The sequence below is a fragment of the Azospirillum rugosum genome, from assembly GCF_017876155.1.
GTDB classification, from domain to species: Bacteria; Pseudomonadota; Alphaproteobacteria; order Azospirillales; family Azospirillaceae; genus Azospirillum; species Azospirillum rugosum.
On record NZ_JAGINP010000002.1, the window covers coordinates 358562 to 385368 of the forward strand.

The window sequence follows — 26807 nt, forward strand, 5'->3', positions numbered from 1 at the left end:
CCATGGAAACGCTGTCGGCCCTTCTCTACCTCGTCGCCTCGGTCTGCTTCATCATGGCGCTGCGCGGGCTGTCCAGCCCGGAGACCTCGCGCCAGGGCAACCTCTACGGCATGGTCGGCATGACCATCGCCATCCTCACCACGCTGGCCCTGCCCATCGTCCAGTCCTACTGGATGATCGTGCTCGGCATCGCCATCGGCGGCGGCATCGGCTACGTCATCGCCAAGAAGATCGAGATGACCGCGCTGCCCCAGCTGGTCGCCGCCTTCCACTCGCTGGTCGGTCTGGCCGCGGTGTTCGTGGCGCTGTCGGCCTTCTACTCGCCGGAGGCCTACGGCATCGGCGTGCCCGGCGCCATCGCCAAGGGCTCGCTGGTCGAGATGGCGCTCGGCACCGCCATCGGCGCCATCACCTTCACCGGCTCCATCGTCGCCTTCGCCAAGCTCCAGGGTCTGGTCACCGGCAAGCCGCTGGTCTTCCCCTTCCAGCACCACCTCAACGCCGCGCTCGGCGTGCTGACCATCCTGCTGATCCTCTGGCTGGTGCAGTCGAATTCCTCGGCCGCCTTGTGGCTGATCGTCGGCGTTTCCCTGGCGCTGGGCTTCCTGCTGATCCTGCCGATCGGCGGTGCGGACATGCCGGTGGTGATCTCGATGCTGAACAGCTATTCCGGCTGGGCGGCGGCGGGCATCGGCTTCACGCTGCAGAACAACCTGCTGATCATCACCGGCGCGCTGGTCGGCTCCTCGGGCGCGATCCTGTCCTACATCATGTGCAAGGGCATGAACCGCTCGATCTTCAACGTTATCCTCGGCGGCTTCGGCGGCGAGAGCGCCGCGGCGGCGGCCGGTGTCGGCGGAGCGGAGCGCGGGACGGTGAAGGCCGGCTCGCCGGAGGACGCGGCCTACATCATGAAGAACGCGCAGTCGGTGATCATCGTGCCGGGCTACGGCATGGCGGTGGCGCAGGCGCAGCACGCGCTGCGCGAGATGGCCGACCTGCTGAAGAAGGAAGGCGTGGACGTCAAGTACGCCATCCACCCCGTCGCGGGCCGCATGCCGGGCCACATGAACGTGCTGCTGGCCGAGGCCAACGTGCCCTACGACGAGGTGTTCGAGCTGGAGGACATCAACCGCGACTTCGGCACGGCCGACGTGGCCTTCGTGATCGGCGCCAACGACGTGACCAACCCGGCGGCCAAGACCGATCCGCAGTCGCCGATCTACGGCATGCCGATCCTGGACGTGGAGAAGGCCAAGACGGTGTTCTTCATCAAGCGCGGCATGGCCGCCGGCTATGCCGGCGTGGAGAACGAGCTGTTCTTCCGCCCCAACACCATGATGCTGTTCGGCGACGCCAAGAAGGTCACCGAAGAGGTGGTCAAGGCGACCGAGTAGCGGGGGTAGTGGTTGGAAAGGAAAGCCCCTTTCCGGTGGTCCGGGAAGGGGCTTTTTTGTTGGGAACGGTTGGGATGGCTTGGTATTGCCCCCACCCTAACCCTCCCCCGCTTCGCAGGGGAGGGGACTGCCGCAGGCTCCGCAAACAAGCCCTCCCCTGCGCAGCGGGGGAGGGAGGGACCCGCGGAGCGGGAGGGTGGGGGTACGGTCCGCGTTTAGAACCCCACCGCACCTTCGGCTACGTGGTCGATGATGACCAGGTTGTTCTCCACGCGCTTCACGCCCGGGGTGTTCTCGGCGGCGACGCGCAGGGCATCGCGCTGCGCGTCGGTGCGGACGCTGCCCCAGAGATGCACCACGCCGTTGCGGACGACGATGTTGTCGCTGATCTCCGGCGCCCAGGGTTCGGCGCGCAGGGTCTCCAGGATGCGGTTGCGCAGCGCGCCGTCGTCGGCTGTCGCCGGGCTGACGTCCGGGGCGATGGTGGCGAGGACGTGCAGCAAATTGGCGCGGCTGATGATGCCCACCAGCCGGCCGTCGCGCAGGACCGGGACGCGCTTGATCCGGTGCGACTCCATGAGCCGGACGACCTCTTCGACCGGCGTGTCCTCGTTTGCCGCGACCACACTGGTGGACATGACGTCGCGCACGCGGCGCCCGTGCGACTTGGTGTAGTCCTGCGCCTGGGTCGGAGCCCCGGCCAGCATGGCGAGCCACCACGAGGCCCGGCGCACCGTGCCCGTCTCTGCGCGGCGCAGCAGATCCCCTTCGCTGATGACGCCGAGCAGGCGCCCGTTGGCGTCGCAGACCGGAAGCCCGCTGATCCGGTTCTCCAGCATGCGTTGCGCGGCGTCGGTCACGGTGCTGTCCGGATCGATCGTGATGACCTGGCGGGTCATGATGTCGGCGGCTTTCATGGCGTTTCCTCCTGCCGTGATTTTGCTTGTGGACCCAGTCTACACCGACTCGGCCGAGACCATGGCCGCGCTTTGGTGTACGGTATACCACTGCGCCGATCCGCCGCAGGGCAGGCCGGGAAAAAAGAGGGCTCCGCCGGTGGTGAACCGGGGAGCCGCCAGTCGGGGAATCTACAGGGAGGAATGCGTGTAGTTCCGGTTAAGGTTTTACCCCGGGATTCGCTTGCCCAACCAACATGAATTCGGTATACCAGGCATAACGCTCTGGAATATCGTATACCAGATGCCAGCTTGCCGTCGATTGTGGCCCGCCAGCGGTCGCTCTGTCGGCCTAAGTCGCTGATATTCAAGAGTTCGCTAAGGGCGGCCGTCGCCGATCTGGTTCCAGCTGAAAACAGTTCGCATCGCTAACATATTCCCTTGAGTTCGCTTGGCATCTGGTATACCGTATCACCAATCCAAGCCCGCAACAGAACCACAAGAAGCCGGTAAGGCAGGTGCAATCAGCGCAAAACGCGCGGCGGATACAGGGACGGGAACGTGATGAATCGAATGAGTTTCTCCGTAGAACCCCTCGACCAGGGGATGAGTTTCAAGGCAAAGGCCTATCAGGCGCTCCGCCACGCCATCACCCAGATGGACATCTACGGGGAGGCCAGCGAAATCCGCCTCGACGAGCGCCAGCTCTGCGAAGCGCTCGGCGTCAGCCGCACCCCGGTGCGCGAGGCCATGGCGCTCCTGGAGCAGGAGGGGTTCATCCGCTCCATGCCGCGCCGGGGCATCTTCGTGGTCCGCAAGACGAAGGCCGAGGTCATCGAGATGATCACGGTCTGCGCCGCTCTCGAAGGCATGGCCGCGCGCCTCTTCGTGGAGCGCGCCACCGAGCGCAAGATGAAGGAGCTGAACGCGACCTTCGACCGCTTCTCGGAAGGCGAGCTGGCCGATCACGTCCTGGAATACTCCGACGCGAACATCCTGTTTCACCAGTCGATCATCCAGGCCTCGGGCTGCACGTTGATCGGCGACCTGACCGACCGGTTCTTCATCCACATGCGGGCGATCCGCCGCGTCACCATGCGACGCGGCCGGAGGGCCGAGAAATCGATCGTCGAACACCGGGAAATCATCGAAGCACTGATGAACCGCGACGCCGATCTGGCTGAGCGTCGTGTGCGTGAACACACGCTTGGCCTTGCCCGCTATGTGGAACAGCACTGCGATTTTCTCGACTGACCGCTCTCGAAACCAAAGAAGCTCGGGGAGGACTTACCCTTATGTCTAGTGCGGCTGCAACGATGGTCAAGAACCAAGCCACGGACGAAACCGAAGTCGACGCAGCGCTGACGGATGGCTTTCAGCTCGTCATCGATGCGCTCAAGCTCAATGGCATCGAGAACCTGTACTGCGTGCCCGGCATTCCGATTTCCGACCTGCTCCGCATGGCGCAGGGCGAGGGCATGCGCGTCATCTCCTTCCGCCACGAGCAGAACGCCGGCCATGCCGCCGCCGTCGCCGGTTTCCTCACCAAGAAGCCGGGCGTCTGCCTGACCGTGTCGGCCCCGGGCTTCCTGAACGGCCTGACGGCGCTCGCCAATGCGACCACCAACTGCTTCCCGATGATCCTGATCTCCGGGTCGTCCGAGCGCGAGATCGTCGATCTCCAGCAGGGCGACTATGAGGAGATGGACCAGCTCGCCATCGCCAAGCCGCTGTGCAAGGCGGCCTTCCGCGTGCTGCACGCCCAGGACATCGGCATCGCCGTCGCCCGCGCCATCCGCGCGGCCGTGTCGGGCCGTCCGGGCGGCGTCTACCTCGACCTGCCGGCCAAGCTGTTCTCGCAGGTGATGAACGCCGCCGAGGGTGCGAAGTCGCTGGTGAAGGTCATCGACCCGGCCCCGGACCAGCTGCCGGCCCCGTCGGCGGTGGCCCGCGCGCTCGACGTGATGAAGGGCGCCAAGCGTCCGCTGATCATCCTCGGCAAGGGCGCTGCCTACGCCCAGGCCGACGAGGCGGTCCGCGAGCTGATCGAGAAGAGCGGCATCCCGTTCCTCCAGATGAGCATGGCCAAGGGCCTGCTGCCCGACACGCACCCGCAGTCGGCCGGCGCTGCCCGTTCCACCGTGCTGAAGGACAGCGACGTCGTCCTGCTGGTCGGCGCCCGTCTGAACTGGCTGCTGTCGCACGGCAAGGGCAAGTCGTGGGGTGAGCCCGGCTCGAAGAAGTTCATCCAGATCGACATCGAGCCGAAGGAGATGGACAGCAACGTCGAGATCGTCGCCCCGCTGGTCGGCGACATCGGCTCCTGCGTGTCCGCCCTGACCGCCGGTCTGGGTGGTGACTGGACCCCGCCGCCGTCCGAGTGGCTGGAGACGGTCAACACCAAGAAGGAAGCCAACATCGCCAAGATGGCGCCCAAGCTGATGAACAACAAGTCGCCGATGGACTTCCACGGCGCGCTTGGGGCCCTGCGCCGCATCATCAAGGAGCGTCCGGACGCGATCCTGGTCAACGAGGGCGCCAACACCCTCGACCTCGCCCGCGGCATCATCGACATGTACCAGCCGCGCAAGCGCCTGGACGTCGGCACCTGGGGCGTGATGGGCATCGGCATGGGCTACGCCGTCGCCGCCGCCGTCGAGACGGGCAAGCCGGTGCTGGCGATCGAGGGCGACAGCGCCTTCGGCTTCTCCGGCATGGAGGTGGAGACGGTCTGCCGGTACAACCTTCCGGTCTGCATCGTCGTCTTCAACAACAACGGCATCTACCGCGGCACCGACGTCAACCCGACCGGCGGCGCCGACCCGTCGCCGATGGTCTTCGTGCCGGACAGCCGCTACGACAAGATGATGGAAGCCTTCGGGGGCACCGGCGTCCACGTCACGTCGCCGGACGAGCTGTACCGCGCCGTTGCCGAGGCGATGAACTCCGGCAAGCCGACCCTCATCAACGCCGCCATCGACCCGGCGGCCGGCACGGAGAGCGGCAACATCGGTAGCCTGAACCCGACGTCCGCGGTCCGCAAGGGCCCGAAGGCCTAAAACAAGCGACTAGGAACCGAACAGTCCCCCGTCAACGCACAAGGTGGCCCGTTCCTTCAAGGGCGGGCCGCCAATTCCCAAGAACGCGGTCCAAAGAACGCGGGGACCACACCACACGAGACCCTGGGAGGGTTGGATGGCAAAGGCACTCGAAGGCGTCAAGATTCTCGACTTCACCCACGTCCAGTCGGGCCCGACCTGCACGCAGCTGCTGGCGTGGTTCGGTGCCGACGTGATCAAGGTCGAGCGTCCGGGGGAGGGGGACATCACGCGTGGCCAGCTGCGCGATATTCCCGATGCCGACAGCCTTTACTTCACCATGCTGAACCACAACAAGCGGTCCATCACGCTCGACACCAAGAACCCCGCCGGCAAGGCGATCCTGGAAGAGCTGGTCCGCACCTGCGACGTGATGGTCGAGAACTTTGCCCCCGGCGTGCTCGACCGCATGGGCTTCTCGTGGGAACGCATCCAGGAGATCAACCCCCGCATCATCGTGGCCTCGGTGAAGGGCTTCGGCCCCGGCCCCTATGAGGACTGCAAGGTCTACGAGAACGTCGCCCAGTGCGCGGGCGGTGCGGCCTCCACCACCGGTTTCGACGACGGCCCCCCGCTGGTCACCGGCGCGCAGATCGGCGACAGCGGCACCGGCCTGCACCTGGCGCTGGGCATCGTCACCGCGCTCTACCAGCGCACCCACACCGGCCGCGGCCAGAAGGTGCTGGCGGCCATGCAGGACGCCGTGCTGAACCTGTGCCGCGTCAAGCTGCGCGACCAGCAGCGCCTCGCCCACGGCCCGCTGAAGGAATACCCGCAGTACCCGAACGGCGAGTTCGGCGACACCGTGCCGCGCGCCGGCAACGCCTCGGGCGGCGGCCAGCCGGGCTGGATCCTGAAGTGCAAGGGCTGGGAGACCGACCCGAACGCCTACATCTACTTCATCACCCAGGCCCCGGTCTGGGCCAAGATTTGCGAAGTGATCGGCAAGCCGGAGTGGGTCACCGACCCCGACTACGCCACGCCGGTCGCCCGCCTGCCGCGCCTGAAGGAGATCTTCGCGACGGTCGAGGAATGGACCATGACCAAGACGAAGTTCGAGGCCATGGAGATCCTCAACAAGTACGACATCCCCTGCGGCCCGATCCTGTCCATGAAGGAACTGGCCGAGGATGAGTCCCTGCGCGAGACCGGCACGGTCGTGGAGGTCGACCACCCGAAGCGCGGCAAGTACCTGTCGGTCGGCAACCCGATCAAGCTGTCGGACAGCCCGACCGAGGTGACGCGCTCGCCGCTGCTGGGTGAGCACACCGACGAGATCCTGCGCGAGGTGCTGGGCTTCGACCCGCAGCGCATCGCCGAACTGCGGGACAGTGGCGCGCTCGGCGCGACCCAGCGGATGGCCGCCGAGTAACAAGGGGAGCTTCGCACCACACCTCTGCAGCCTTCTCCGCCGAAGGGCGGGGGAGGCGGGGAGCACCGCTCCCACACCGAGACACTAGACGTGCGCCGCGGACGAGCCGCCGCCGATCGACTTAAAAAATCTGCCCGCGACGCGAATTCAAAATAACAAAGCCCGAAAAAGAAGTTCGCAAGGAGGGAACGCCATGAGCGTAGCCTACGATCAGAGCCGCAAAGGCACCGCAGAGACCGTCCGCCGCCTTCTCGACACCGCGAAGGCGGAAGGCCGCACCGCGCTGACCGCGCCGGAGGCCAAGGAACTCTGCGACCTTTACGGAATTCCGGTGCCCAAGGAAGGCCTGGCGAAGACCGCCGACGAGGCGGTGACGCTGGCTGAGGGGATGGGCTTTCCGGTCGTTCTGAAGATCGTGTCGCCGCAGATTCTGCACAAGACCGAGGCCGGCGGCGTGCTGGTCGGCGTCCAGAGCGCCGACGCCGTCCGCGAGGGCTTCAAGACCATCATGGACCGCGCCCGCGCCTACGACCCGAAGGCCGAGCTGATCGGCATCCAGGTCCAGCAGATGCTGAAGGGCGGGACCGAGGTCATCGTCGGCTCCATCACCGACCAGAGCTTCGGCAAGCTGGTGGCCTTCGGCCTCGGCGGCGTGCTGGTCGAGGTGCTGAAGGACGTCACCTTCCGCTTGGCCCCGGTGTCCCGCGACGAGGCCCTGTCGATGCTCGACGGCATCCAGGCCGCGGAGATGCTGAAGGGCGTGCGCGGCGGCAAGCCGGTCGACCGAGAGGCGCTCGCCGACGTGATCGTCAACGTCTCCCGCCTCGTCAATGACGTGCCGGAGATCGTGGAACTGGACCTCAACCCGGTCTTCGCGCGGGAGGATGGCGCCACCGCCGCCGACGTGCGCGTGGTGCTGGATTTCGAGGCCAAGACCCCGCGCTACCGCCCGACGCAGGAGCAGATCGTCCGGCAGATGAACCGGATCATGAAGCCCGACGCGGTGGCGGTCATCGGCGCCTCGGCCGAGGATGGGAAGATCGGCAACTCCGTGATGAAGAACCTCATCAACGGGGGCTACAAGGGCCAGATCTACCCGATCCACCCCAAGGCCGACGACATCCTGGGCTACAAGGCCTACAAAAGCGTCAAGGACGTCCCCGGCAACATCGACGTGGCGGTCTTCGCCATCCCGGCCAAGTTCGTGGCGCAAGCCCTGACCGAGGTGGGCGAGAAGAAGATCCCTGGCGCCGTCCTGATCCCCTCGGGCTTCGCCGAGACCGGCAATGTCGAGGGGCAGGAGGAGATCGTCGCCATCGCGCGCAAGCATGACGTGCGCCTGATGGGGCCGAACATCTACGGCTTCTACTACACGCCGAAGAACCTCTGCGCGACCTTCTGCACGCCCTACGACGTGAAGGGCAAGGCGGCGCTGTCGTCGCAGTCCGGCGGCATCGGCATGGCGATCATCGGCTTCAGCCGGTCGGCCAAGATGGGTGTGTCGGCCATCGTCGGGCTCGGCAACAAGTCGGACATCGACGAGGACGACCTGCTGTACTTCTTCGAGCAGGACGAGAACACCCAGGTCGTCGCCATGCACTGCGAGGACTTGAAGGATGGCCGCTCCTTCGCGGAGGCCGCCAAGCAGGTGTCCAAGAAGAAGCCGGTCGTGGTGCTGAAGGCCGGGCGCACCTCGCTCGGCGCGCGGGCGGCCAGCTCCCACACCGGGGCGCTCGCCGGCAACGACAAGATCTACGAGGACGTGCTGAAGCAGTCGGGCGTGGTGCGGGCGCGCAGCCTGCAGGACCTGCTGCAGTTCGCCCGCGGCATCCCGGTGCTGCCGACGCCGAAGGGCGAGAATGTGGTGATCATCACCGGCGCCGGCGGGTCGGGCGTGCTGCTGTCGGACGCCTGCGTGGACAACGGCCTGTCGCTGATGGCGATGCCGTCGGACCTTGACGCGGCCTTCCGCAAGTTTATCCCGCCCTTCGGCGCCGCCGGCAACCCGGTGGACATCACGGGCGGGGAGCCGCCGACGACCTACCAGAACACCATCCGTCTCGGCCTCCAGGACGACCGCATCCACGCGCTGATCCTGGGCTACTGGCACACGATCATCACGCCGCCGATGGTGTTCGCCAAGCTGGTCGTCGAGGTGAAGGACGAGATGAAGGCGAAGGGCATCGAAAAGCCCATCGTCGCCTCGCTGGCCGGCGACGTGCAGGTGGAGGAGGCCGCCGCCTTCCTCTACGATCACGGCGTCGTGGCCTACCCGTACACGACCGAAACGCCGGTTGCGGTTCTGGGCGCCAAGTACAAGTGGGCGCGCGCGGCGGGCCTTCTGTAAAAACGTTCACGCGTTGGGCTCCCTCCCAACCTCCCCCCATCTTCGACGGGGGGAGGGGCTTCAAGCGGGGGCGGCGGAGTTCCCTCCCCCGTCGAAGATGGGGGAGGGTTAGGGTGGGGGCCCAACGCGACACCATAAACGCGATAACCGAACAAACATCCTCGGGGGAGGGGACACAAACACCATGAACATCCACGAGCATCAGGCGAAGGAGCTTCTGCGCAAATACGGGGTGGCGGTTCCCCGCGGGGGCGTCGCCTTCACCGCCGGGGAGGCCGAAGCCGCCGCGCGCGAGCTGGGCGGCCCAGTCTGGGTGGTCAAGTCGCAGATCCACGCCGGTGGCCGTGGCGCCGGCCGCTTCAAGGACAACCCCGAGGGCAAGGGCGGCGTCCGTGTCGTCAAGTCGGTCGACGACGTCACCAAGAACGCCGGCGAAATGCTCGGCCACGTCCTGGTGACCAAGCAGACCGGGGCCGAGGGCAAGGAAGTCAAGCGCGTCTACATCGAGGAAGGCGCCGACATCAAGCGGGAACTGTACCTCGGCATGCTGGTGGACCGCGCCTCGGGCCGCGTGACCATCATCGCCTCGACCGAAGGCGGCATGGAGATCGAGGAGGTCGCCCACAACACGCCGGAGCGGATCATCAAGGTCGCCGTCGACCCGGCCACCGGCATCCAGGGCTACCACACCCGCAAAGTCGCCTTCGCGCTGGGCCTGGAAGGCAAGCAGGTGGGGGCCGCCGCGAAGTTCCTGACGGCCATGTACCGCGCCTTCAACGACCTCGACTGCTCCATCCTGGAGATCAACCCGCTGATCGTCACCGGTTCGGGCGACATCCTGGCGCTCGACGCTAAGATGGGCTTCGACGACAACGCGCTGTTCCGCCACAAGGACGTCGCCGCGCTCCGCGACGAGGCGGAGGAGGACCCGGCGGAGATCGAGGCGGCCAAGCACGACCTGAACTACGTCAAGCTGGACGGCAACATCGGCTGCATGGTGAACGGCGCCGGCCTGGCGATGGCCACCATGGACATCATCAAGCTGTACGGCGGCGAGCCGGCCAACTTCCTCGACGTCGGCGGCGGCGCCACGAAGGAGCGCGTCACCGCGGCCTTCAAGCTGATCCTGTCCGACCCGAACGTGAAGGGCATCCTGGTCAACATCTTCGGCGGCATCATGCGCTGCGACGTCATCGCCGAAGGCGTGGTCGCCGCGGCCCGCGAGGTGCAGCTGCACGTTCCCCTGGTCGTCCGCCTGGAAGGCACCAACGTCGCGCTCGGCAAGCAGATCCTCGCCGACTCCGGTCTTCCCATCATTTCCGCCGACAATCTGGCCGACGCCGCCGAGAAGATCGTTCGTGCCGTCGTGAAGGAGCGTGCCTGATGTCCGTCCTCGTCGACAAGAACACGAAGGTGATCTGCCAGGGCTTCACCGGAGCCCAGGGCACCTTCCACTCGGAGCAGGCGATCGCCTACGGCACGAAGATGGTCGGCGGCGTCACCCCGGGCAAGGGCGGCACCAAGCACCTCGACCTGCCGGTGTTCGACACGGTGGCCGACGCGGTCGAGAAGACCGGCGCCAACGCCTCGGTCATCTACGTGCCGCCGCCGTTTGCGGCCGACGCCATCCTGGAGGCGATCGACGCCGAGGTCCCGCTGGTGGTCTGCATCACCGAGGGCATCCCGGTGCTGGACATGGTCCGCGTCAAGCGCGCGCTCGGCAACTCCAAGACCCGGCTGATCGGGCCGAACTGCCCGGGCATCATCACGCCCGACGAGTGCAAGATCGGCATCATGCCGGGCCACATCCACAAGCGCGGTAAGATCGGCATTGTCTCGCGCTCCGGCACGCTCACCTATGAAGCGGTGGCGCAGACCACGGCGGCGGGGCTGGGGCAGACGACCTGCATCGGCATCGGCGGCGACCCGGTCAACGGCACCAACTTCGTGGACAGCCTGGAGCTGTTCCTGAAGGACCCGGAGACCGAGGGCATCATCATGATCGGCGAGATCGGCGGCGACGCCGAGGTCAAGGGTGCGGAGTTCATCAAGGCCTCCGGCACCAAGAAGCCGGTGGTCGGCTTCATCGCCGGCCGCACGGCGCCTCCGGGCCGCCGCATGGGCCACGCGGGCGCGGTGATCTCCGGCGGCAACGACACCGCCGACTTCAAGATCGAGTTCATGAAGTCGGCCGGCATCGCCGTCGCCGACAGCCCGGCCAGCCTGGGGTCCACTATGCTCCAGGTCTTCAAGGGCTGATAAGGTAAGGGTCCGAAACGCGTGGCGCACCAAGAACAACAAGACGCGCCACGCCATAACAAACGCTAACGAACGACGAGAGGGGGCGGAGCAATGGACACGGCCATTGTCGCCAAGGACGAGAAGAAGCGCGAACCCGGGAAACGGGCCATCCATCCCGGCGCCGGGCGGCGGAACACCCGCATCCAGCCCAAGGGCCGCCAGGTCGACCCCGCAGCACTGGCCGAGGTGCAGGAACTGCTCGGCGACCGGTCGCGCCAGCGCGACCTGCTGATCGAACACCTGCACCTGCTGCAGGACACCTTCCATTGCCTGCACGCCCGCCACCTCGCCGCCCTGGCGCAGGAGATGCGGCTGGCGCTGGTGGAAGTGTACGAGGTGGCGTCCTTCTACGCCCACTTCGACATCGTGATGGAGGGGGAGGAGGCTCCCCCGGCGCTCACGGTGCGGGTCTGCGACAGCCTGAGCTGCTGCATGGCCGGCGGCGAGAAGCTGCTGGACGACCTGAAGGCGGAGATGGGGTCTGACGTCCGCGTCATCCGCGCGCCCTGCATGGGCGCCTGCCACAACGCCCCGGCGGTCGCCATCGGCCACGCGCTGCACGAGAACGCCACGGTCGCGAGCGTGGTGGAGGCGGTGAAGAGCGGCGACACCCACCCGCACCTGCCCGATCACATCAGCTTCGAGCAGTATCGCCAGGACGGTGGCTACAAGCTGCTGGTCGATTGCAAGGAAGGCCGCGTCGCGGTCGAGGACATCCTCGGCAAGCTTGAATCGGCCAACCTGCGCGGCCTCGGCGGCGCCGGCTTCCCGACCGGCCGCAAGTGGCGCTTCGTCCGGCACGAGCCGGGTCCCCGCCTGATGGCGGTGAACGGCGACGAGGGCGAGCCCGGCACCTTCAAGGATCGCTTCCACCTGGAGAACGACCCGCACCGCTTCCTGGAAGGCATGCTGATCGGCGCCTGGGTGGTGGAGGCGACGGACGTCTACATCTACCTGCGCGACGAGTACCCGCACATCCGCGAGGCTCTGCTGCGTGAGATCGCCAAGATCGAGGAGGCCGGCCTCGCCGACCACACCCGCATCCACCTGCGCCGCGGCGCCGGCGCCTACATCTGCGGCGAGGAGTCCGCGATGCTGGAAAGCATCGAGGGCAAGCGCGGACTGCCGCGCCACAAGCCGCCGTTCCCCTCCGTCGTCGGCCTGTTCGGCCGTCCGACGCTGATCAACAACGTCGAGACGCTGTTCTGGATCCGCGACATCCTGGAGAAGGGCGGGGACTGGTGGGGCAGCTTCGGCCGCAACGGCCGCAAGGGCCTGCGCAGCTTCTCCGTCTCCGGCCACGTCAAGGAGCCGGGCGTCAAGCTGACCCCCGCCGGCGTGACGATCCGCGAGTTGATCGAGGAGTATTGCGGCGGCATGGCCGACGGCCACCGCTTCATCGGCTACCTGCCGGGCGGCGCGTCGGGCGGCATCCTGCCGGCCAGCATGGACGACATCCCGCTGGACTTCGGCACGCTGGAGCAGCACGGCTGCTTCATCGGCTCGGCCGCTGTCGTGGTCCTGTCGGACAAGGACGACATGCGCAAGGTCGTCCGCAACCTGCTGGACTTCTTCGAGGACGAGAGCTGCGGCCAGTGCACGCCCTGCCGTGTCGGGACCGAGAAGGCCGTGGCGCTGATCAAGCAGCCGGTCTGGGACGAGCCGCTGCTGGATGAACTGGCCGCCCTGATGGGCTCCGCCTCCATCTGCGGCCTGGGCCAGGCCGCGATGAACCCGCTGAAGACCGCGCTGAAGCATTTCCGCGCCGAGCTTGCCCTGAGCGCCAAAGCCGGGCAGGGAGACAAGTGATGAGCGACCGCATCCTCTTCCATCTGGACGACGACCTCGTCGAAGCGCATCCGGGCGAGACCATCTGGCAGGTCGCCAACCGCCTGGGCACCGAGATCCCGCACCTCTGCTACTCCGACGCGCCGGGCTACCGGGCCGACGGCAACTGCCGCGCCTGCATGGTGGAGATCGACGGCGAGCGCGTGCTGTCGGCCTCCTGCGTGCGCCACCCGACCGCGGGCATGCGCGTCCGCTCGGCCAGCGACAAGGCGAAGTTCGCCCGCAAGATGGTCATCGAGATGCTGGTCACCGACCAGCCCAAGCGCGAGGAAGCCCACGACCCGAACTCCTCGTTCTGGCACTGGGCCGACAATCTGGAGGTGTCCGACAGCCGCTTCCCGCGCCGTGAAAGCGCGCCGAAGCCGGACTTCAGCCACCCGGCCATGGCGGTGCAGCTCGACGCCTGCATCCAGTGCAACCTGTGCGTCCGCGCCTGCCGCGAGGTCCAGGTCAACGACGTGATCGGCATGGCGCTGCGCGGCCACAAGGAGACGATCGTCTTCGACTTCGCCGACCCCATGGGCGACAGCACCTGCGTCGCCTGCGGCGAGTGCGTGCAGGCCTGCCCGACCGGCGCCCTGATGCCGAAGACCCAGGTGGACCTGAACACCGGCGTCTTCACGACGGAGCCGGACCGCAAGGTGGACAGCGTCTGCCCCTATTGCGGCGTCGGCTGCCAGCTGACCTACAACATCAAGGACGAGAAGCTGCTGTCGGTGGAAGGGCGCGACGGCCCGGCCAACAAGAACCGGCTGTGCGTCAAGGGCCGCTTCGGCTTCGACTACATCCACCACCCGCACCGCCTGACCAAGCCGCTGATCCGCAAGGAGGGCGTGTCCAAGCACGACGTGGACATCGACCCGCTGAACCCGCTGACCCACTTCCGCGAAGCCACGTGGGAGGAGGCCCTGGCCGTCGCCACCGGCAGCCTGCGCAAGATCCGCGACGAACTGGGCGGCTCGGCGCTCGCCGGCTTCGGTTCCGCCAAGGGTTCGAACGAAGAGGCGTACCTGTTCCAGAAGCTGGTGCGCGTCGGCTTCGGCACCAACAACGTCGACCACTGCACGCGCCTCTGCCACGCCTCCTCCGTGGCGGCGCTGATCGAGGGCATCGGGTCGGGCGCGGTGACGGCCCCCTTCATGGCGGCCAAGGACGCCGAGGTGATCGTCGTCATCGGCTCCAACCCGACCGAGAACCACCCGGTCGCCGCGACCTTCTTCAAGAACGCGGTGAAGAAGGGCTCCAAGCTGGTCGTCATGGACCCGCGCGGCCAGGCGCTGAAGCGCTTCGCGACGCACATGATGCAGTTCAAGCCCGGCCGCGACGTGCCGATGCTGAATGCCATGCTGCACACCATCATCGCGGAGGGGCTGTACGACGCCGACTACGTCCGCGACCACACCGAGGACTTCGAGGAGCTGCGCGCCCACGTCGCCAACTTCTCGCCGGAGGAGATGGCCCCGATCTGCGGCATCCCGGCGGAGACCCTGCGTGAGGTCGCCCGGCTCTACGCCACGTCCAAAGCCTCGATCATCTTCTGGGGCATGGGCGTGTCGCAGCACACCCACGGCACCGACAACGTGCGCTGCCTGATCGCGCTGTCGCTGATCACCGGCCAGATCGGCCGTCCCGGCACCGGCCTGCACCCGCTGCGCGGCCAGAACAACGTCCAGGGCGCGTCGGACGCCGGCCTGATCCCGATGATGTTCCCGGACTACCGCCCGGTGGACGACCCGGAGGTCCGCGCCTTCTACGAGGACTACTGGGACACGAAGCTCGACCCGAAGCGTGGCCTGACCGTCGTGGAGATCATGGACGCGATCCACGCCGGCAAGCTGAAGGGCATGTACATCATGGGTGAGAACCCCGCGATGTCCGACCCTGACGTGGAGCACGCCCGCGACGCGCTCGCCAAGCTCGACCATCTCGTGGTGCAGGATCTGTTCCTGACGGAGACGGCCAAGTACGCCGACGTGGTCCTGCCGGCCTCGGCCTGGCCGGAGAAGACGGGAACGGTGACCAACACCAACCGCCAGGTGCAGCTCGGCCGCCAGGCCCTGCCGCCGCCGGGCGACGCCCGCCAGGACCTGTGGATCGTGACCGAGATGGCCCGCGGCCTTGGGTTGGACTGGAACTACCCCCACGCCCGCGACGTGTTCCGCGAGATGAAGGGCGCCATGCCCTCGCTCGACAACATCACGTGGGAGCGTCTGGAGCGCGAGGGTTCGGTCACCTACCCGAGCCTGTCGGCCGACGACCCGGGCCAGGAGATCGTCTTCGGCGACGGCTTCCCGACGGCCACGGGCCGTGGTCGCCTCGTCCCCGCCGACGTGATCCCGCCCGCCGAGGAGCCGGACGCCGAGTTCCCGATGGTGGTCACCACCGGCCGCCAGCTGGAGCATTGGCACACCGGGTCGATGACCCGCCGCGCCCAGGTGCTGGACGACATCGAGCCGGAAGCGGTCGCCTACATGAGCCCGGCGGACCTGCGCCGCCTGGGCGTGGACGCCGGTGCCATGGTGAAGGTCACCACCCGCCGCGGCGCCATCGAGCTGAAGGCGCGCTCCGACTACGCGGTTCCGTCGGGCCTCGTGTTCGTGCCCTTCTGCTACGCCGAAGCCGCGGCCAACGTTTTGACCAACCCCAAGCTGGACCCCTACGGCAAGATCCCGGAGTTCAAGTTCTCCGCCGCCCGGATCGAGCCGGTGGTTCAGTAAACATTTGCCCCCACCCTAACCCTCCCCCGCTTCGCAGGGGAGGGGAGCATCTTCTCCCTCCCCTGCGAAGCGGGGGAGGGTAGGGGTGGGGGCAACACCCCCAAAACATAACCAATCAACGGCGCGCCAAAAGCGCCGGTACACCGAGGGATGGACCATGAAGTCGACCGTGCAAGCCTGCGGTACCGAAGCGGCCAACGACCGGGCCTCCAAGGGCAACTTGGTGCAGTCCCTGTCGCGCGCCCTGCACATCCTCACCATTCTCGGCCAGTCGGACAGCCCGATGAGCCTGACCGCGGTGGCCGACGCCGCCGACCTGTCGCCCTCCACCACGCACCGCCTGCTGACCACCCTGCAGGAGGAGCGCTACGTGCGCTTCGACCAGGGCAAGCGCGGCTGGGCCGTGGGCGTGCAGGCCTACATGACCGGCACCGGCTTCCTGAAGACCCGCAGCCTCCTCGACGTCGCCAGGCCGCGCATGCGCCGGCTGATGGAGGAGACCAGCGAGGTCGTGAACCTCGCCGTGGAGGAGAATGGCGAAGCCATCTACCTGCACCGCGTCGGTGGCCCGCGCATCGCCCAGGCGACGCTGCCGGTAACCGACCGCACGCTGCTGCACTGCTCCGCCGTCGGCAAGGCGCTGCTGGCCGGCATGCCGGAGACCCGCATCCAGACCATCCTGACCGAGCGCGGCATGCGCCAGTTCACCCGGACGACCGTGTCGTCGCTGCCGGCGCTGCACCGCGAACTGACGCTGACCCGCAGCCGCGGCTACGCCGTCGACCAGGAGGAGCGGGTGAACGGCATGCGCTGCGTCGCCGCCCCGATCTACGACGAGAACGCCCACGTCATCGGCGCCCTGTCGCTGTCCAGCACCAACCAGCGGATCGACGACACGCGCGTCCTGGCCTATGGCGAGCTGGTCAAGCGTACGGCCGCCTCGGTGACCGCGGAGATCGGCGGGCGCCTGCCGGCTGCCTGACTGGGCCGCCTGACCGGCAATCTCATTCGAATCGCGCCGGCCGGGCGGCGCGCTCCACCGCCCTGAGGGTGGAGGCTGTTTTTCTTCCCGGAAGAGCGATGATGTCCAAGCTTCGCATGCCCTGATCCATTCCAGGACATGCAACAGCGTGGAACAGCGCTTCGTCACGTAGTGCTCCCTGCAAGTCTTGACCGCGCCAAATTTGGCGCGGTCTTTTTTTGTGCGCTGCGTTTTGCTTTTCCGCAGCGTGGAAAAGCGCAAACAGACCTTTGCAAAGAGCGGTCGAGGTCGGCATTATTGGAAATGCAAAGGGTGCTTCACCCTCTGTATCGGGCGGGTTGTTGCTTCGCATTTATGCGAGCCTCTCGGAAACTGGCCGTGCTGGCTTCAGCACGGCCATTCTTTTTTGTTCCGGTCACACATTGTCGGAAAAGCCGCAAAGCGGCGTTGACACCGGCGGCCGGCATCCGTAAGCATGGCCGTGTTCCAAGGGGGGCCCCTGTATCGGGGCTGAGATGACACCGGAAGGTGCGGACCCTTTGAACCTGATCCGGGTCGTACCGGCGTAGGGACAGGAACGCATGGACCGAGGACACGCACGCCCGGAAAAGGGCCTGCCCGCAATGGTCCGTTCTGCCGCTCCGTCACACCCGGATCTCCACGATCTGAATGCGATGGAGATCCAGAATGCCTGACACTCTCTCCCCCACATCAATTGACGACGACCGTTTCGCCGTCACCACCGGCCCGCTGCCGGCCTCCCGCAAGGTCCATCTTCCGGGCGAGATGAGCCCCGGCCTGCGCGTCGCCATGCGCGAGATCGACGTGGGCGGCGGCGAAGCGCCGGTGCGCGTCTACGACACGTCCGGCCCCTACAGCGACCCGGCGGTCGCCATCGACATCCGCCGCGGCCTGCCGGAGCTGCGCCGCGCCTGGATTGAGGCGCGTGGCGATGTGGAGGCCTACGAGGGCCGCGCCATCCGCCCGGAGGACGACGGGCTGCGCGTGGGCGAGGCCCGCGCCGTTCCGGTCTTCGACCGTGCCGGCCGCCGGCCGCTGCGCGGCAAGCCGGGCAGGGCGGTCACGCAGATGGCCTACGCCCGCGCCGGCATCGTCACGCCGGAGATGGAATACATCGCCGTGCGCGAGAACCTGGGCCGCCAGCGCCTGGCCGAGGCCGCTGCGCGCGACGGGCATGACTTCGGCGCCTCCATTCCGGACTTCGTGACGCCGGAGTTCGTTCGCGACGAGGTGGCGCGCGGCCGGGCGATCATCCCCGCGAACATCAACCACCCGGAATCGGAGCCGATGATCATCGGCCGCAACTTCCTCACCAAGATCAACGCGAACATCGGCAACTCCGCCGTCGCGTCCTCGGTGGGTGAGGAGGTCGACAAGATGGTCTGGTCGATCCGCTGGGGTGCGGACACCGTCATGGACCTGTCCACCGGCCGCAACATCCACACGACCCGCGAGTGGATCCTGCGCAACAGCCCGGTCCCCATCGGCACCGTGCCGATCTACCAGGCGCTGGAGAAGGTCAACGGCAAGGCCGAGGACCTGACCTGGGAGATCTTCCGCGACACGCTGATCGAGCAGGCGGAGCAGGGCGTCGACTATTTCACCATCCACGCCGGCATCCGCCTGGCGCACATCCCGCTGACCGCGAAGCGCGTCACCGGCATCGTGTCGCGCGGCGGCTCGATCATGGCGAAATGGTGCCTGTCGCACCACCGCGAGAGCTTCCTCTACGAGCGGTTCGAGGAGATCTGCGAGATCATGAAGGCCTACGACGTGGCCTTCTCGCTGGGTGACGGCCTGCGCCCGGGCTCCATCGCCGACGCCAACGACGCCGCCCAGTTCGCGGAGCTGGAGACTCTGGGCGAGTTGACCAAGATCGCCTGGAAGCACGACGTGCAGGTGATGATCGAGGGGCCGGGCCATGTGCCGATGCATAAGATCAAGGCCAACGTGGACAAGCAGCTGGCGCTGTGCGGCGAGGCGCCCTTCTACACGCTCGGGCCACTGACCACCGACATCGCGCCGGGCTACGACCACATCACCAGCGCCATCGGCGCCGCCATGATCGGCTGGTTCGGCACGGCGATGCTCTGCTACGTCACCCCGAAGGAGCATCTGGGATTGCCGGACCGCGACGACGTCAAGGTGGGCGTGGTGACCTACAAGATCGCCGCCCACGCCGCCGACCTCGCCAAGGGCCACCCCGGCGCCCAGGAACGCGACGACGCCCTGTCGCGCGCCCGCTTCGAGTTCCGCTGGCGCGACCAGTTCCACCTGTCGCTCGACCCCGAAACGGCGGAGCGCTTCCACGACCAGACCCTGCCGGCGGAAGGGGCGAAGGTCGCGCATTTCTGTTCGATGTGCGGGCCGAAGTTCTGCTCGATGAAGATCACCCAGGAGGTGCGCGACTACGCCAACTCCGGCATGGCCGAAATGTCGGAAAGCTTCCGCGCCAAGGGCGGGGAGATCTACCTGACGGAGTGACGTGAAATCCCTCTCCCGTCCCGGGAGAGGGTGCCCGCCAAAGGCGGGCGGGTGAGGGTACAGCCGAGGATCAGTGCCTTGATCCTCGCGCGACCCTCACCCCGCGCCTGACGGCGCTTCCCTCTCCCGGGGCGGGAGAGGGGGCCTATTTCACCGACACCGCCGTCACCCGCTCCGCCTCCAACGCCGCCTCCGCGTGGCGCGCCCGCATGGGGCGCAGCACGAACAGGGCGAGGAAGGCGGCCAGCGCGTTCACGATGGCGGCCAGGAAGAACACCGCCTGCCAGCTGCCCGTCGCGTCGGTGATCAGGTTGGCGAAGGGCACCAGCAGCGCCGCCGTGCCCTTGGCGGTGTAGAGCAGGCCGGCGTTGCTGGCCGCGAAACGCGAGCCGAAGGTGTCGGCGCAGCAGGCCGGGAACAGGCTGTAGATCTCGCCCCAGGCGAAGAAGACGAGGCCGGTCAGCACCACGAAAGCCACCGGGTCCTGGCCGAACTGGCTGAGCGCCAGGATGCCGGCGGCCTCCATGGCGAAGGCGATGAACATGGTGTTCTCGCGCCCGATGCGGTCGGACACCCAGCCGAAGAAGGGGCGCGTCAGGCCGTTCAGCACCCGGTCGATGGACAGTGCGAAGGTCAGGGCGGGGAGGGTGAGGCCCATCAGGCTGACGGGCGTCTGCGACAGCCCGAAATCCTCCGCGATGGGGCCGAGCTGTGCCGTCGCCATCAGTCCGCCGCCGGCGACCATGACAAACATGGCGTACATGACCCAGAAAACCGGCGTGCGCACGACCTCGGCGGGCCGGTACTGGCGCTGCACGGGGGGAGAGCCGACGCCGCGGCTGAACAGCGCCGGCGCGGGCGGTTCGGCCAGCAGCCAAGCGAGCGCGAACACAACCAGCCCCTGGCCCAGCCCGAAGGCGAGGAAGGTGGCCTCATAGCCGCTGGACTCGATCATGGTGGCGATCGGCACCACCGTCAGGGCGGAGCCCGCGCCGAAGCCGGCGGCGGTGATGCCGGCGGCCAGCCCGCGGCGGTCCGGGAACCACTTCAGCGCGTTGCCGACGCAGGTGCCGTAGACCGCGCCCGCGCCGATGCCGCCGATCGCCGCCGCCACATAAAGCAGAGCCAGCGAATCCGCGTTGGCGTTCAGCGCCCAGGACGCCGCGCACAGCAAGGCGCCGGCCAGGACGACGACCCGCGGGCCGAAGCGGTCCACAAACCATCCCTCCACCGGCACCAGCCAGGTTTCGGTCACGACGAAAATGGTGAAGGCGATCTGGATGGCCGCACGGCCCCAGCCGTGCTTGGCGTCGATCGGTTCGACGAACAGGGTCCAACCGTACTGGAGATTGGCGATCATCGACATGCAGATGACGCCGACAAGCAACTGCATCCACCGACCACCGAACGGCCCCGCATGGGGGCTGGCGGCCTGCGCACCGTGTTGGCGCATATGGTTCCTCCCGGACAACCGCTGTCTTTCTTGCTTCTTTCGGCGCGTGCGGAGCGCGTTCGGTCAATCTCCGCTTCGCTTATCATTGAAATGCGGCGCCTGGCTGCCCAGACGCCGCATCCCTGATGCCTTGAATGCAAGTGTGGCTGATAATTGGTTGCCATAGCAACCAGTTTCGCCGGACAGGAAGATGCTGATCGCAGGAGGAATCGTAGGTTGGGTGGAGCGGAGCGCAACCCAACACACCGGGCAATGCCAGCATGTTGGGTTGCGGCTGCGCCTCCACCCAACCTACGAGATCACGTTACTCCGCGGGTTCGGTGACGCGCTGGTTCTGGCCGATCTCAAAGTTGGCCATGATCTCCAGGGCGCGGACCATGCCGGAGTGGTCCCAGGCCTTGCCGCCGTGGGCGGCGCAGGCGTTGAACAGCTCTTGGCAGGTCGCCGTGTTCGGCAGCGACAGGCCGAGCGCGCGGGCGCCGCTGAGCGCGAGGTTCAGGTCCTTCTGGTGCAGCTCGATGCGGAAGCCCGGATCGAAGGTGCGCTTGACCATGCGCTCGCCGTGCACCTCCAGGATGCGCGACGACGCGAAGCCGCCCATCAGGGCCTGCCGGACCTTGGCCGGGTCGGCGCCCGCCTTGGAGGCGAACAGCAGGGCCTCGCCGACCGCCTCGATGGTCAGCGCCACGATGATCTGATTGGCGACCTTCGTGGTCTGGCCGTCGCCGTTGCCGCCGACCAGCGTGACGTTCTTGCCCATCTTCTCGAACAGGGGCTTCACCGTCTCGAAGGCCTTGTCCGGGCCGCCGACCATGATGGTCAGCGACGCCGCCTTGGCGCCGACCTCGCCGCCGGACACCGGGGCGTCGAGATAGTCGCAGCCCAGCTCGTTGATCCGCTTGGCGAAGGCCTTGGTCTCGATGGGGGAGATGGACGACATGTCCACCACGATCTTGCCCGGCTTCAGCCCCTCGGCGACGCCGCCCTTGCCGAACAGCGCCGCCTCGACGTGCGGGGTGTCGGGGACCATCGTGATGATGACGTCGGCCTTTTCCGCGACCTCCTTGGAGGAGCTGCAGGCCTTGGCGCCCTTGCCCAGGAGATCCTCCGGGGCCGGGTTGATGTCGTAGACGTACAGCGTGTGGCCGGCGTCCGCCAGATGGGCGGCCATGGGACGCCCCATGATGCCGAGACCGATGAATCCAACGTTCATGGCTGCTTCCTCGCTTTTCTTAGGGCGGGTTGAATCAGGCGGCGACGGTGTCGGTGCGTTGCGCGGCGCGCATCCAGCCGAGACCCTCGCTGGTGCCGCGGGCAGGCTTGTACTCGCAGCCGACCCAGCCGTCGTAGCCGAGCTTGTCCAAGGTGGCGAAGACGAAGGGGTAGTTGATCTCGCCGGTGCCGGGCTCGTTCCGGCCGGGGTTGTCGGCGATCTGCACATGCGCGATCTTCGGCAGCAGGCGCTGGATCGTCGGGACGAGGTCGCCCTCCATGATCTGCATGTGATAGACGTCGTACTGGATGTAGAGGTTGTCCGAGCCGACCGCCTCGATCAGTTGCTCGGCTTGGCGGGTCGTCGTCAGGTAGAAGCCCGGAATGTCGCGCGTGTTGATCGGCTCCACCAGGAAGCGGATGCCAGCCTCCTTCAGGGCCTTCGCGGCGAATTTCAGGTTGTCGACCAGCGTGCGCTCCAGCGTGTCGCGCGACGCGCCGGCCGGCGTCTTGCCGACCAGGCAGTTCAGCTGCGGGCAGCCGAGCGTCTTCGCGTACTCGATGGCCTTGCCGACGCCGTCCTGGAACTCGCCCACGCGGTCCGGCAGGATGGCGATGCCGCGCTCCCCGGCGTCCCAGTTGCCGGCCGGCAGGTTGTGCAGCACCTGGTCGAGGCGGTTGCTCTTCAGCCGCTCGGCCAGCACGTCCTTGTCGTAGGCGTAGGGGAACAGGTACTCGACCCCGGAAAAGCCGTCCTTCGCGGCCGCGGCGAAGCGGTCGAGGAAGTCCAGCTCGTTGTAGAGCATGGTCAGGTTTGCAGCGAACTTGGGCATGTTCTTCTCCCGGATTTAAGTTTCGTTTGCCCCCTCCCTAACCCTCCCCCGCGTTGCGGGAGAGGGGACTGCCGCCGCTTGGCCCCGGTGCTCCCTCTCCCGCGAAGCGGGGGAGGGAAGGGGCCCATGCGCAGCATGGGAAGGGAGGGGGCAGCCGCGCTTACACGCGGACCAGTTCCGGCTCGTTGGCCGGCACGTCCAGCACCTCCTCGAACTCGGTGATGTTGTTGATCTCCGTGCCCATGGCGATGTTGGTCACGCGCTCCAGGATGACCTCGACGACCACCGGGACCTGGAACTCGTCCATCCATTGCTGGGCCTGGGCGAAGGCTTCCTGGATGCGGTCCGGCTCGGTGACGCGGATGGCCTTGCAGCCCAGCCCCTCGGCCACGGCGATGTGGTCCACGCCGTAGACGCCGATCTCCGGCGCGTTGATGTTCTCGAAGGACAGCTGGACCTGGAAGTCCATCTGGAAGGCGCGCTGCGCCTGCCGGATCAGGCCGAGGTAGCTGTTGTTCACCAGCACGTGGATGTAGGGCAGCTTGAACTGCGCGCCGACGGCCAGCTCCTCGATCAGGAACTGGAAGTCGTAGTCGCCGGACAGCGCCACGATCTTGCGCTTCGGGTCGGCCACGCGGACGCCCAGCGCCGCCGGCAGGGTCCAGCCGAGCGGGCCGGCCTGGCCGCAGTTGATCCAGTGCCGCGGCTTATAGACGTGCAGGAACTGCGCGCCGGCGATCTGCGACAGGCCGATGGTGGAGACGTAGCAGACGTCCTGGCCGAAGGCCTGGTTCATCTCCTGGTACACGCGCTGCGGCTTGATCGGCACGGTGTCGAAGTCGGACTTGCGCAGCATGGAGCGCTTGCGGGCCTGGCAGGTGGCCAGCCACTCCGACCGGTCCTTCAGCTTGCCCGCCGCCTTCCATTCCTTGGCGACCTCGACGAACAGCGCCAGCGCCGCGCCGGCGTCGGACACGATGCCGAGATCCGGCGCGAAGACGCGGCCGATCTGGGTCGGCTCGATGTCCACATGCACGAACTTGCGGCCCTTGGTGTAGACGTCGACGGAGCCGGTGTGGCGGTTGGCCCAGCGGTTGCCGATGCCCAGCACAAAGTCGGACTCCAGCATGGCGGCGTTGCCGTAGCGGTGGGCGGTCTGCAGCCCGACCATGCCGGCCATCAGCGGGTGGTCATCCGGGATGGTGCCCCAGCCCATCAGGGTCGGGATCACGGGCACGCCGATGATCTCGGCGAACTCCACCAGCGCCGGGCTGGCGTCGGCGTTGACGATGCCGCCGCCGGCCACGATCAGCGGCCGCTCCGCCTCGTTCAGCATGGCCAGCGCCTTTTCCACCTGGGCGCGGGTCGCGGCCGGCTTGTAGACGGGCAGGGGCTGGTAGGCGTCGGGGTCGAACTCGATCTCGGCCATCTGGACGTCGATCGGCAGGTCGATCAGCACGGGACCCGGCCGGCCGGAGCGCATCAGGTGGAAGGCCTGCTGGAAGGCGTAGGGGACCTGCCCCGGCTCCAGCACGGTGACGGCCCACTTGGCGACGGGCTTGGCGATGGACGGGATGTCCACGGCCTGGAAATCCTCCTTGTGCAGGCGGGCGCGCGGCGCCTGGCCGGTGATGCACAGGATCGGGATGCTGTCGGCGGACGCCGAGTAGAGGCCGGTGATCATGTCGGTGCCGGCTGGGCCGGAGGTGCCGACGCACACGCCGATGTTGCCCGCGGTGGCGCGGGTGTAGCCTTCGGCCATGTGGGACGCGCCCTCGACATGGCGGGCCAGAACGTGACCGATGCGGCCGTTCCTCTGCAACGCGGCGTAGAACGGATTGATGGCCGCTCCGGGGACGCCAAAGCAGACGGACACGCCTTCCTTTTCCAGGACATGCACCGCCGCTTCAATCGCCATCATCCTTGCCATGGCTTGGTCTCCTCCCTCGGGTAACGGGTCGCGGTTTCGTTGGGACCAAGCATTGATCCCGCCGCGGCCGGTCGGCAAAGACTTGGCGAAAGCTTTCCGCGTGATGGAAAAAAGCGCCGAAAGTGGCAAGGCGGAGGGGACTTCGCCCATGCTTGCGCGCGATCGGGCGGGCTGGCATCGTCCGTGCCATGACCACGCTTCCGACACCGCCTCTTCTCGCCATCACCGACCGAGCACAGGCCGCGCTGCCGCTGCCGGAGCTTGCCGAGCGCCTGTTCGCCGCCGGTCTGCGCTGGCTGTCCCTGCGCGAGAAGGACCTGCCGCGCGAGGAGCAGCGGGATCTCGCCCGCGCGCTGGTGGAGCGGGCGCGGCCATGGGGGGCGGTGGTCACGGTCCACGGCGACCCGGCGCTCGCGCGGGAAGCCGGGGCCGCGGGGGTTCACCTGGCGGACGGGGGCGATCCGGCCGAGGCGCGCCGGCTGCTCGGCCCCGGCGCCCTGATCGGGCTGTCGGCCCATGGTACGGACGGGCTGCGTCGTGCGGCGGAGGGGGGCGCCGACTACGCCACCCTCTCGCCCGTGTTCCCGTCGGCCAGCAAGCCGGGCTACGGCCCGGTGCTGGGGTTGGACGGGCTGCGGTTGCTCGCCCAGGCGGCGCCGGTCCCCGTGCTGGCGCTCGGCGGAGTCGGGGTGGATGCGGCCGGGGCCTGCCGCGACGCCGGGGCCGCGGGGGTCGCTGTCATGGGGGAAATGATGCGCGATCCCGACTCAGTGGCCCGATTCCTGAAATCTTTGGCAAGGGATTTGGGCTAAAAAATTCCTATCCGATCCGGATGGACGGATCATCAAGCCAGTCCTGGACATTTCGGGGCGGAATGTGCATCTGGTATGTCAAATACGAAATCAAAAGACACACTCGCCCACAGGACCGCTGCACTGGCGCCGGAACGCGCGCAGCTCGGCGGACAGCTCAGGGAAATGGCACCCGACATGAACCCGCCGCCGATCAACGTGCAGCCGCTCGACACCGGATCGACCTTCCGCAGCCAGGCGTACCACGCGCTGAAGCAGGCGATCTCGCAGATGGACATCTACGACCACAACGACGAGATCCGTCTGGAGGAGCGGCAGCTCAGCGACATGCTCGGCGTCAGCCGCACGCCGATCCGCGAGGCGCTGACCCTGCTGGAGCAGGAGGGATTCATCCGCCTCCAGCCGCGGCGCGGCATCTTCGTGATCCGCAAGACCAAGGCCGAGATCATCGAGATGATCCAGGTCTGGGCCGCGCTGGAAAGCATGGCCGGCCGCATGGTCGCGGAGCACGCGTCGGACGAGGACATCCGCACCCTCTGGGACCTGTTCCGCAACTTCGAGGAACATGACCTGAAGGACCATGTCAGCGAGTATTCGGACGCGAACATCGCCTTCCACAAGAGCATCATCCGGCTCAGCGGCTCCAAGCTGATCCAGGAGATGACGGACAACCTGTTCATCCACATCCGCGCGATCCGCAAGCTGACCATCGGCCAGGAGAACCGCGTGGAGCGGTCGATCCACGACCACAAGGAAATCATCAAGGCGCTGGAGCGCCGCGACGTGGACCAGTCGGAACGCCTGATCCGCGACCACACCCTGGGCCTCGCCGCCCACGTGGAAAAGCACTGCGATTTCCTGGAGTAGGGCGCTTACTTCCCCTTTCCCGTCCCGGGAGAGGGTGGCCGCAAAGCGGCCGGGTGAGGGTGCTGCCGAGAATCCGTGCGTTCTCTATGGACGACCCTCACCCTCCCGCCGCATGGCGGCGGGCCCCTCCCTCTCCCGGGACGAGGGTTTTGCGATAGGGCCGGATTTCGGGTGTTACGCGAGCATTCCGCGGCCAAGCAGGACCGAAATCCTGTTTGTCCGTGGATTCGCCGTGCC

The 26807-nt window shown here is 67.3% G+C and carries 19 protein-coding genes and 1 riboswitch; of the genes, 13 read left to right on the forward strand and 6 right to left on the reverse strand.

All coding sequences use genetic code 11. The features are described 5' to 3' along the window. Positions 1-2 precede the first annotated feature (2 nt). The gene (locus J2851_RS04895; RefSeq protein WP_209764612.1) at positions 3-1397 is read left to right on the forward strand and encodes an NAD(P)(+) transhydrogenase (Re/Si-specific) subunit beta; all 1395 of its coding nucleotides are present in this window, start codon (positions 3-5) and stop codon (positions 1395-1397) included. Between the two features lie 215 nt (positions 1398-1612). Here J2851_RS04895 and J2851_RS04900 read toward each other — a convergent pair whose 3' ends face one another. Continuing rightward, positions 1613-2314, reverse strand: coding sequence for a CBS domain-containing protein (locus tag J2851_RS04900; protein ID WP_209764614.1), 702 nt, complete (start codon positions 2312-2314; stop codon positions 1613-1615). Positions 2315-2899: 585 nt separating this feature from the next. Between J2851_RS04900 and J2851_RS04905 the strand changes: the two genes are divergently transcribed. The 9 genes from J2851_RS04905 to J2851_RS04945 all read left to right on the forward strand — a co-directional run bounded on the left by J2851_RS04905 (position 2900) and on the right by J2851_RS04945 (position 16958). Then, positions 2900-3547, forward strand: a complete 648-nt coding sequence (locus J2851_RS04905; protein ID WP_246500409.1) for a GntR family transcriptional regulator — start codon at positions 2900-2902, stop codon at positions 3545-3547. Between the two features lie 62 nt (positions 3548-3609). Next, positions 3610-5352, forward strand: coding sequence for an oxalyl-CoA decarboxylase (gene oxc, locus J2851_RS04910; RefSeq protein ID WP_246500410.1), 1743 nt, complete (start codon positions 3610-3612; stop codon positions 5350-5352). 136 nt (positions 5353-5488) lie between these two features. After that, positions 5489-6763: a formyl-CoA transferase gene (frc, locus tag J2851_RS04915; RefSeq protein ID WP_209764617.1), complete on the forward strand. Its 1275-nt coding sequence runs from the start codon at positions 5489-5491 to the stop codon at positions 6761-6763. Between the two features lie 193 nt (positions 6764-6956). Further along, entirely contained in the window at positions 6957-9110 is a 2154-nt protein-coding gene (locus tag J2851_RS04920; protein ID WP_209764618.1) for an acetate--CoA ligase family protein, read from the forward strand. 184 nt (positions 9111-9294) lie between these two features. Continuing rightward, on the forward strand, positions 9295-10494 hold the full coding sequence (sucC, locus tag J2851_RS04925; RefSeq protein ID WP_209764619.1) for an ADP-forming succinate--CoA ligase subunit beta: 1200 nt from the start codon (positions 9295-9297) through the stop codon (positions 10492-10494). Next, complete coding sequence (gene sucD, locus J2851_RS04930) at positions 10494-11369, forward strand: succinate--CoA ligase subunit alpha (protein ID WP_209764620.1); 876 nt, start codon at positions 10494-10496, stop codon at positions 11367-11369. The genes sucC and sucD overlap by 1 nt, the downstream gene beginning before the upstream one ends. Before the next feature lie 93 nt (positions 11370-11462). Further along, positions 11463-13220, forward strand: a complete 1758-nt coding sequence (locus J2851_RS04935) for an NAD(P)H-dependent oxidoreductase subunit E (protein ID WP_209764621.1) — start codon at positions 11463-11465, stop codon at positions 13218-13220. Continuing rightward, positions 13220-15976, forward strand: coding sequence for a formate dehydrogenase subunit alpha (gene fdhF, locus J2851_RS04940; protein WP_209764622.1), 2757 nt, complete (start codon positions 13220-13222; stop codon positions 15974-15976). Before J2851_RS04935 ends, fdhF begins: the two co-directional genes overlap by 1 nt. Before the next feature lie 157 nt (positions 15977-16133). Beyond that, positions 16134-16958, forward strand: a complete 825-nt coding sequence (locus tag J2851_RS04945; RefSeq protein WP_209764623.1) for an IclR family transcriptional regulator — start codon at positions 16134-16136, stop codon at positions 16956-16958. Between the two features lie 22 nt (positions 16959-16980). Here J2851_RS04945 and J2851_RS04950 read toward each other — a convergent pair whose 3' ends face one another. Beyond that, a complete protein-coding gene (locus J2851_RS04950; RefSeq protein WP_209764624.1) occupies positions 16981-17310 on the reverse strand; it encodes a hypothetical protein in 330 nt (109 codons plus the stop codon). Between the two features lie 127 nt (positions 17311-17437). Continuing rightward, a riboswitch (TPP riboswitch) is annotated at positions 17438-17548 on the forward strand. Positions 17549-17645: 97 nt separating this feature from the next. On the opposite strand from J2851_RS04950, the gene thiC reads away from it, so the two are divergent. Continuing rightward, on the forward strand, positions 17646-19463 hold the full coding sequence (gene thiC, locus J2851_RS04955) for a phosphomethylpyrimidine synthase ThiC (protein WP_209764625.1): 1818 nt from the start codon (positions 17646-17648) through the stop codon (positions 19461-19463). Positions 19464-19608: 145 nt separating this feature from the next. Here thiC and oxlT read toward each other — a convergent pair whose 3' ends face one another. The 4 genes from oxlT to gcl form a co-directional block, all read right to left on the reverse strand. Continuing rightward, a complete protein-coding gene (gene oxlT, locus J2851_RS04960) occupies positions 19609-20856 on the reverse strand; it encodes an oxalate/formate MFS antiporter (RefSeq protein WP_246500411.1) in 1248 nt (415 codons plus the stop codon). A gap of 364 nt (positions 20857-21220) precedes the next feature. Beyond that, entirely contained in the window at positions 21221-22234 is a 1014-nt protein-coding gene (glxR, locus tag J2851_RS04965) for a 2-hydroxy-3-oxopropionate reductase (RefSeq protein ID WP_281415978.1), read from the reverse strand. Next, complete coding sequence (gene hyi / locus J2851_RS04970; protein WP_209764628.1) at positions 22164-22961, reverse strand: hydroxypyruvate isomerase; 798 nt, start codon at positions 22959-22961, stop codon at positions 22164-22166. The genes glxR and hyi overlap by 71 nt, the downstream gene beginning before the upstream one ends. Before the next feature lie 160 nt (positions 22962-23121). Beyond that, positions 23122-24891 (reverse strand): glyoxylate carboligase, encoded by a 1770-nt coding sequence (gene gcl, locus J2851_RS04975; RefSeq protein ID WP_209764629.1) that lies wholly within the window; start codon positions 24889-24891, stop codon positions 23122-23124. Between the two features lie 188 nt (positions 24892-25079). Between gcl and J2851_RS04980 the strand changes: the two genes are divergently transcribed. Together J2851_RS04980 and J2851_RS04985 are read left to right on the forward strand one after the other, a co-directional pair. Continuing rightward, positions 25080-25703 (forward strand): thiamine phosphate synthase, encoded by a 624-nt coding sequence (locus J2851_RS04980; protein ID WP_209764630.1) that lies wholly within the window; start codon positions 25080-25082, stop codon positions 25701-25703. Positions 25704-25868: 165 nt separating this feature from the next. Beyond that, positions 25869-26570, forward strand: a complete 702-nt coding sequence (locus J2851_RS04985) for a GntR family transcriptional regulator (RefSeq protein ID WP_246500412.1) — start codon at positions 25869-25871, stop codon at positions 26568-26570. Positions 26571-26807 lie beyond the last annotated feature (237 nt).

Bases quoted from the DNA above. Each gene is read 5' to 3' on its own strand.
- sucC (WP_209764619.1), top strand. From the start codon at position 9,295: ATGAACATCCACGAGCATCAGGCGAAGGAGCTTCTGCGCAAATACGGG.
- fdhF (WP_209764622.1), top strand. From the start codon at position 13,220: ATGAGCGACCGCATCCTCTTCCATCTGGACGACGACCTCGTCGAAGCG.
- J2851_RS04945 (WP_209764623.1), top strand. From the start codon at position 16,134: ATGAAGTCGACCGTGCAAGCCTGCGGTACCGAAGCGGCCAACGACCGG.
- J2851_RS04905 (WP_246500409.1), top strand. From the start codon at position 2,900: ATGAGTTTCAAGGCAAAGGCCTATCAGGCGCTCCGCCACGCCATCACC.
- J2851_RS04935 (WP_209764621.1), top strand. From the start codon at position 11,463: ATGGACACGGCCATTGTCGCCAAGGACGAGAAGAAGCGCGAACCCGGG.
- gcl (WP_209764629.1), bottom strand. From the start codon at position 24,891: ATGGCAAGGATGATGGCGATTGAAGCGGCGGTGCATGTCCTGGAAAAG.
- thiC (WP_209764625.1), top strand. From the start codon at position 17,646: ATGCCTGACACTCTCTCCCCCACATCAATTGACGACGACCGTTTCGCC.
- J2851_RS04900 (WP_209764614.1), bottom strand. From the start codon at position 2,314: ATGAAAGCCGCCGACATCATGACCCGCCAGGTCATCACGATCGATCCG.
- J2851_RS04895 (WP_209764612.1), top strand. From the start codon at position 3: ATGGAAACGCTGTCGGCCCTTCTCTACCTCGTCGCCTCGGTCTGCTTC.
- frc (WP_209764617.1), top strand. From the start codon at position 5,489: ATGGCAAAGGCACTCGAAGGCGTCAAGATTCTCGACTTCACCCACGTC.
- oxc (WP_246500410.1), top strand. From the start codon at position 3,610: ATGGTCAAGAACCAAGCCACGGACGAAACCGAAGTCGACGCAGCGCTG.
- J2851_RS04980 (WP_209764630.1), top strand. From the start codon at position 25,080: ATGACCACGCTTCCGACACCGCCTCTTCTCGCCATCACCGACCGAGCA.
- oxlT (WP_246500411.1), bottom strand. From the start codon at position 20,856: ATGCAGTTGCTTGTCGGCGTCATCTGCATGTCGATGATCGCCAATCTC.
- J2851_RS04950 (WP_209764624.1), bottom strand. From the start codon at position 17,310: ATGCGAAGCAACAACCCGCCCGATACAGAGGGTGAAGCACCCTTTGCA.
- hyi (WP_209764628.1), bottom strand. From the start codon at position 22,961: ATGCCCAAGTTCGCTGCAAACCTGACCATGCTCTACAACGAGCTGGAC.
- J2851_RS04920 (WP_209764618.1), top strand. From the start codon at position 6,957: ATGAGCGTAGCCTACGATCAGAGCCGCAAAGGCACCGCAGAGACCGTC.
- sucD (WP_209764620.1), top strand. From the start codon at position 10,494: ATGTCCGTCCTCGTCGACAAGAACACGAAGGTGATCTGCCAGGGCTTC.
- J2851_RS04985 (WP_246500412.1), top strand. From the start codon at position 25,869: ATGGCACCCGACATGAACCCGCCGCCGATCAACGTGCAGCCGCTCGAC.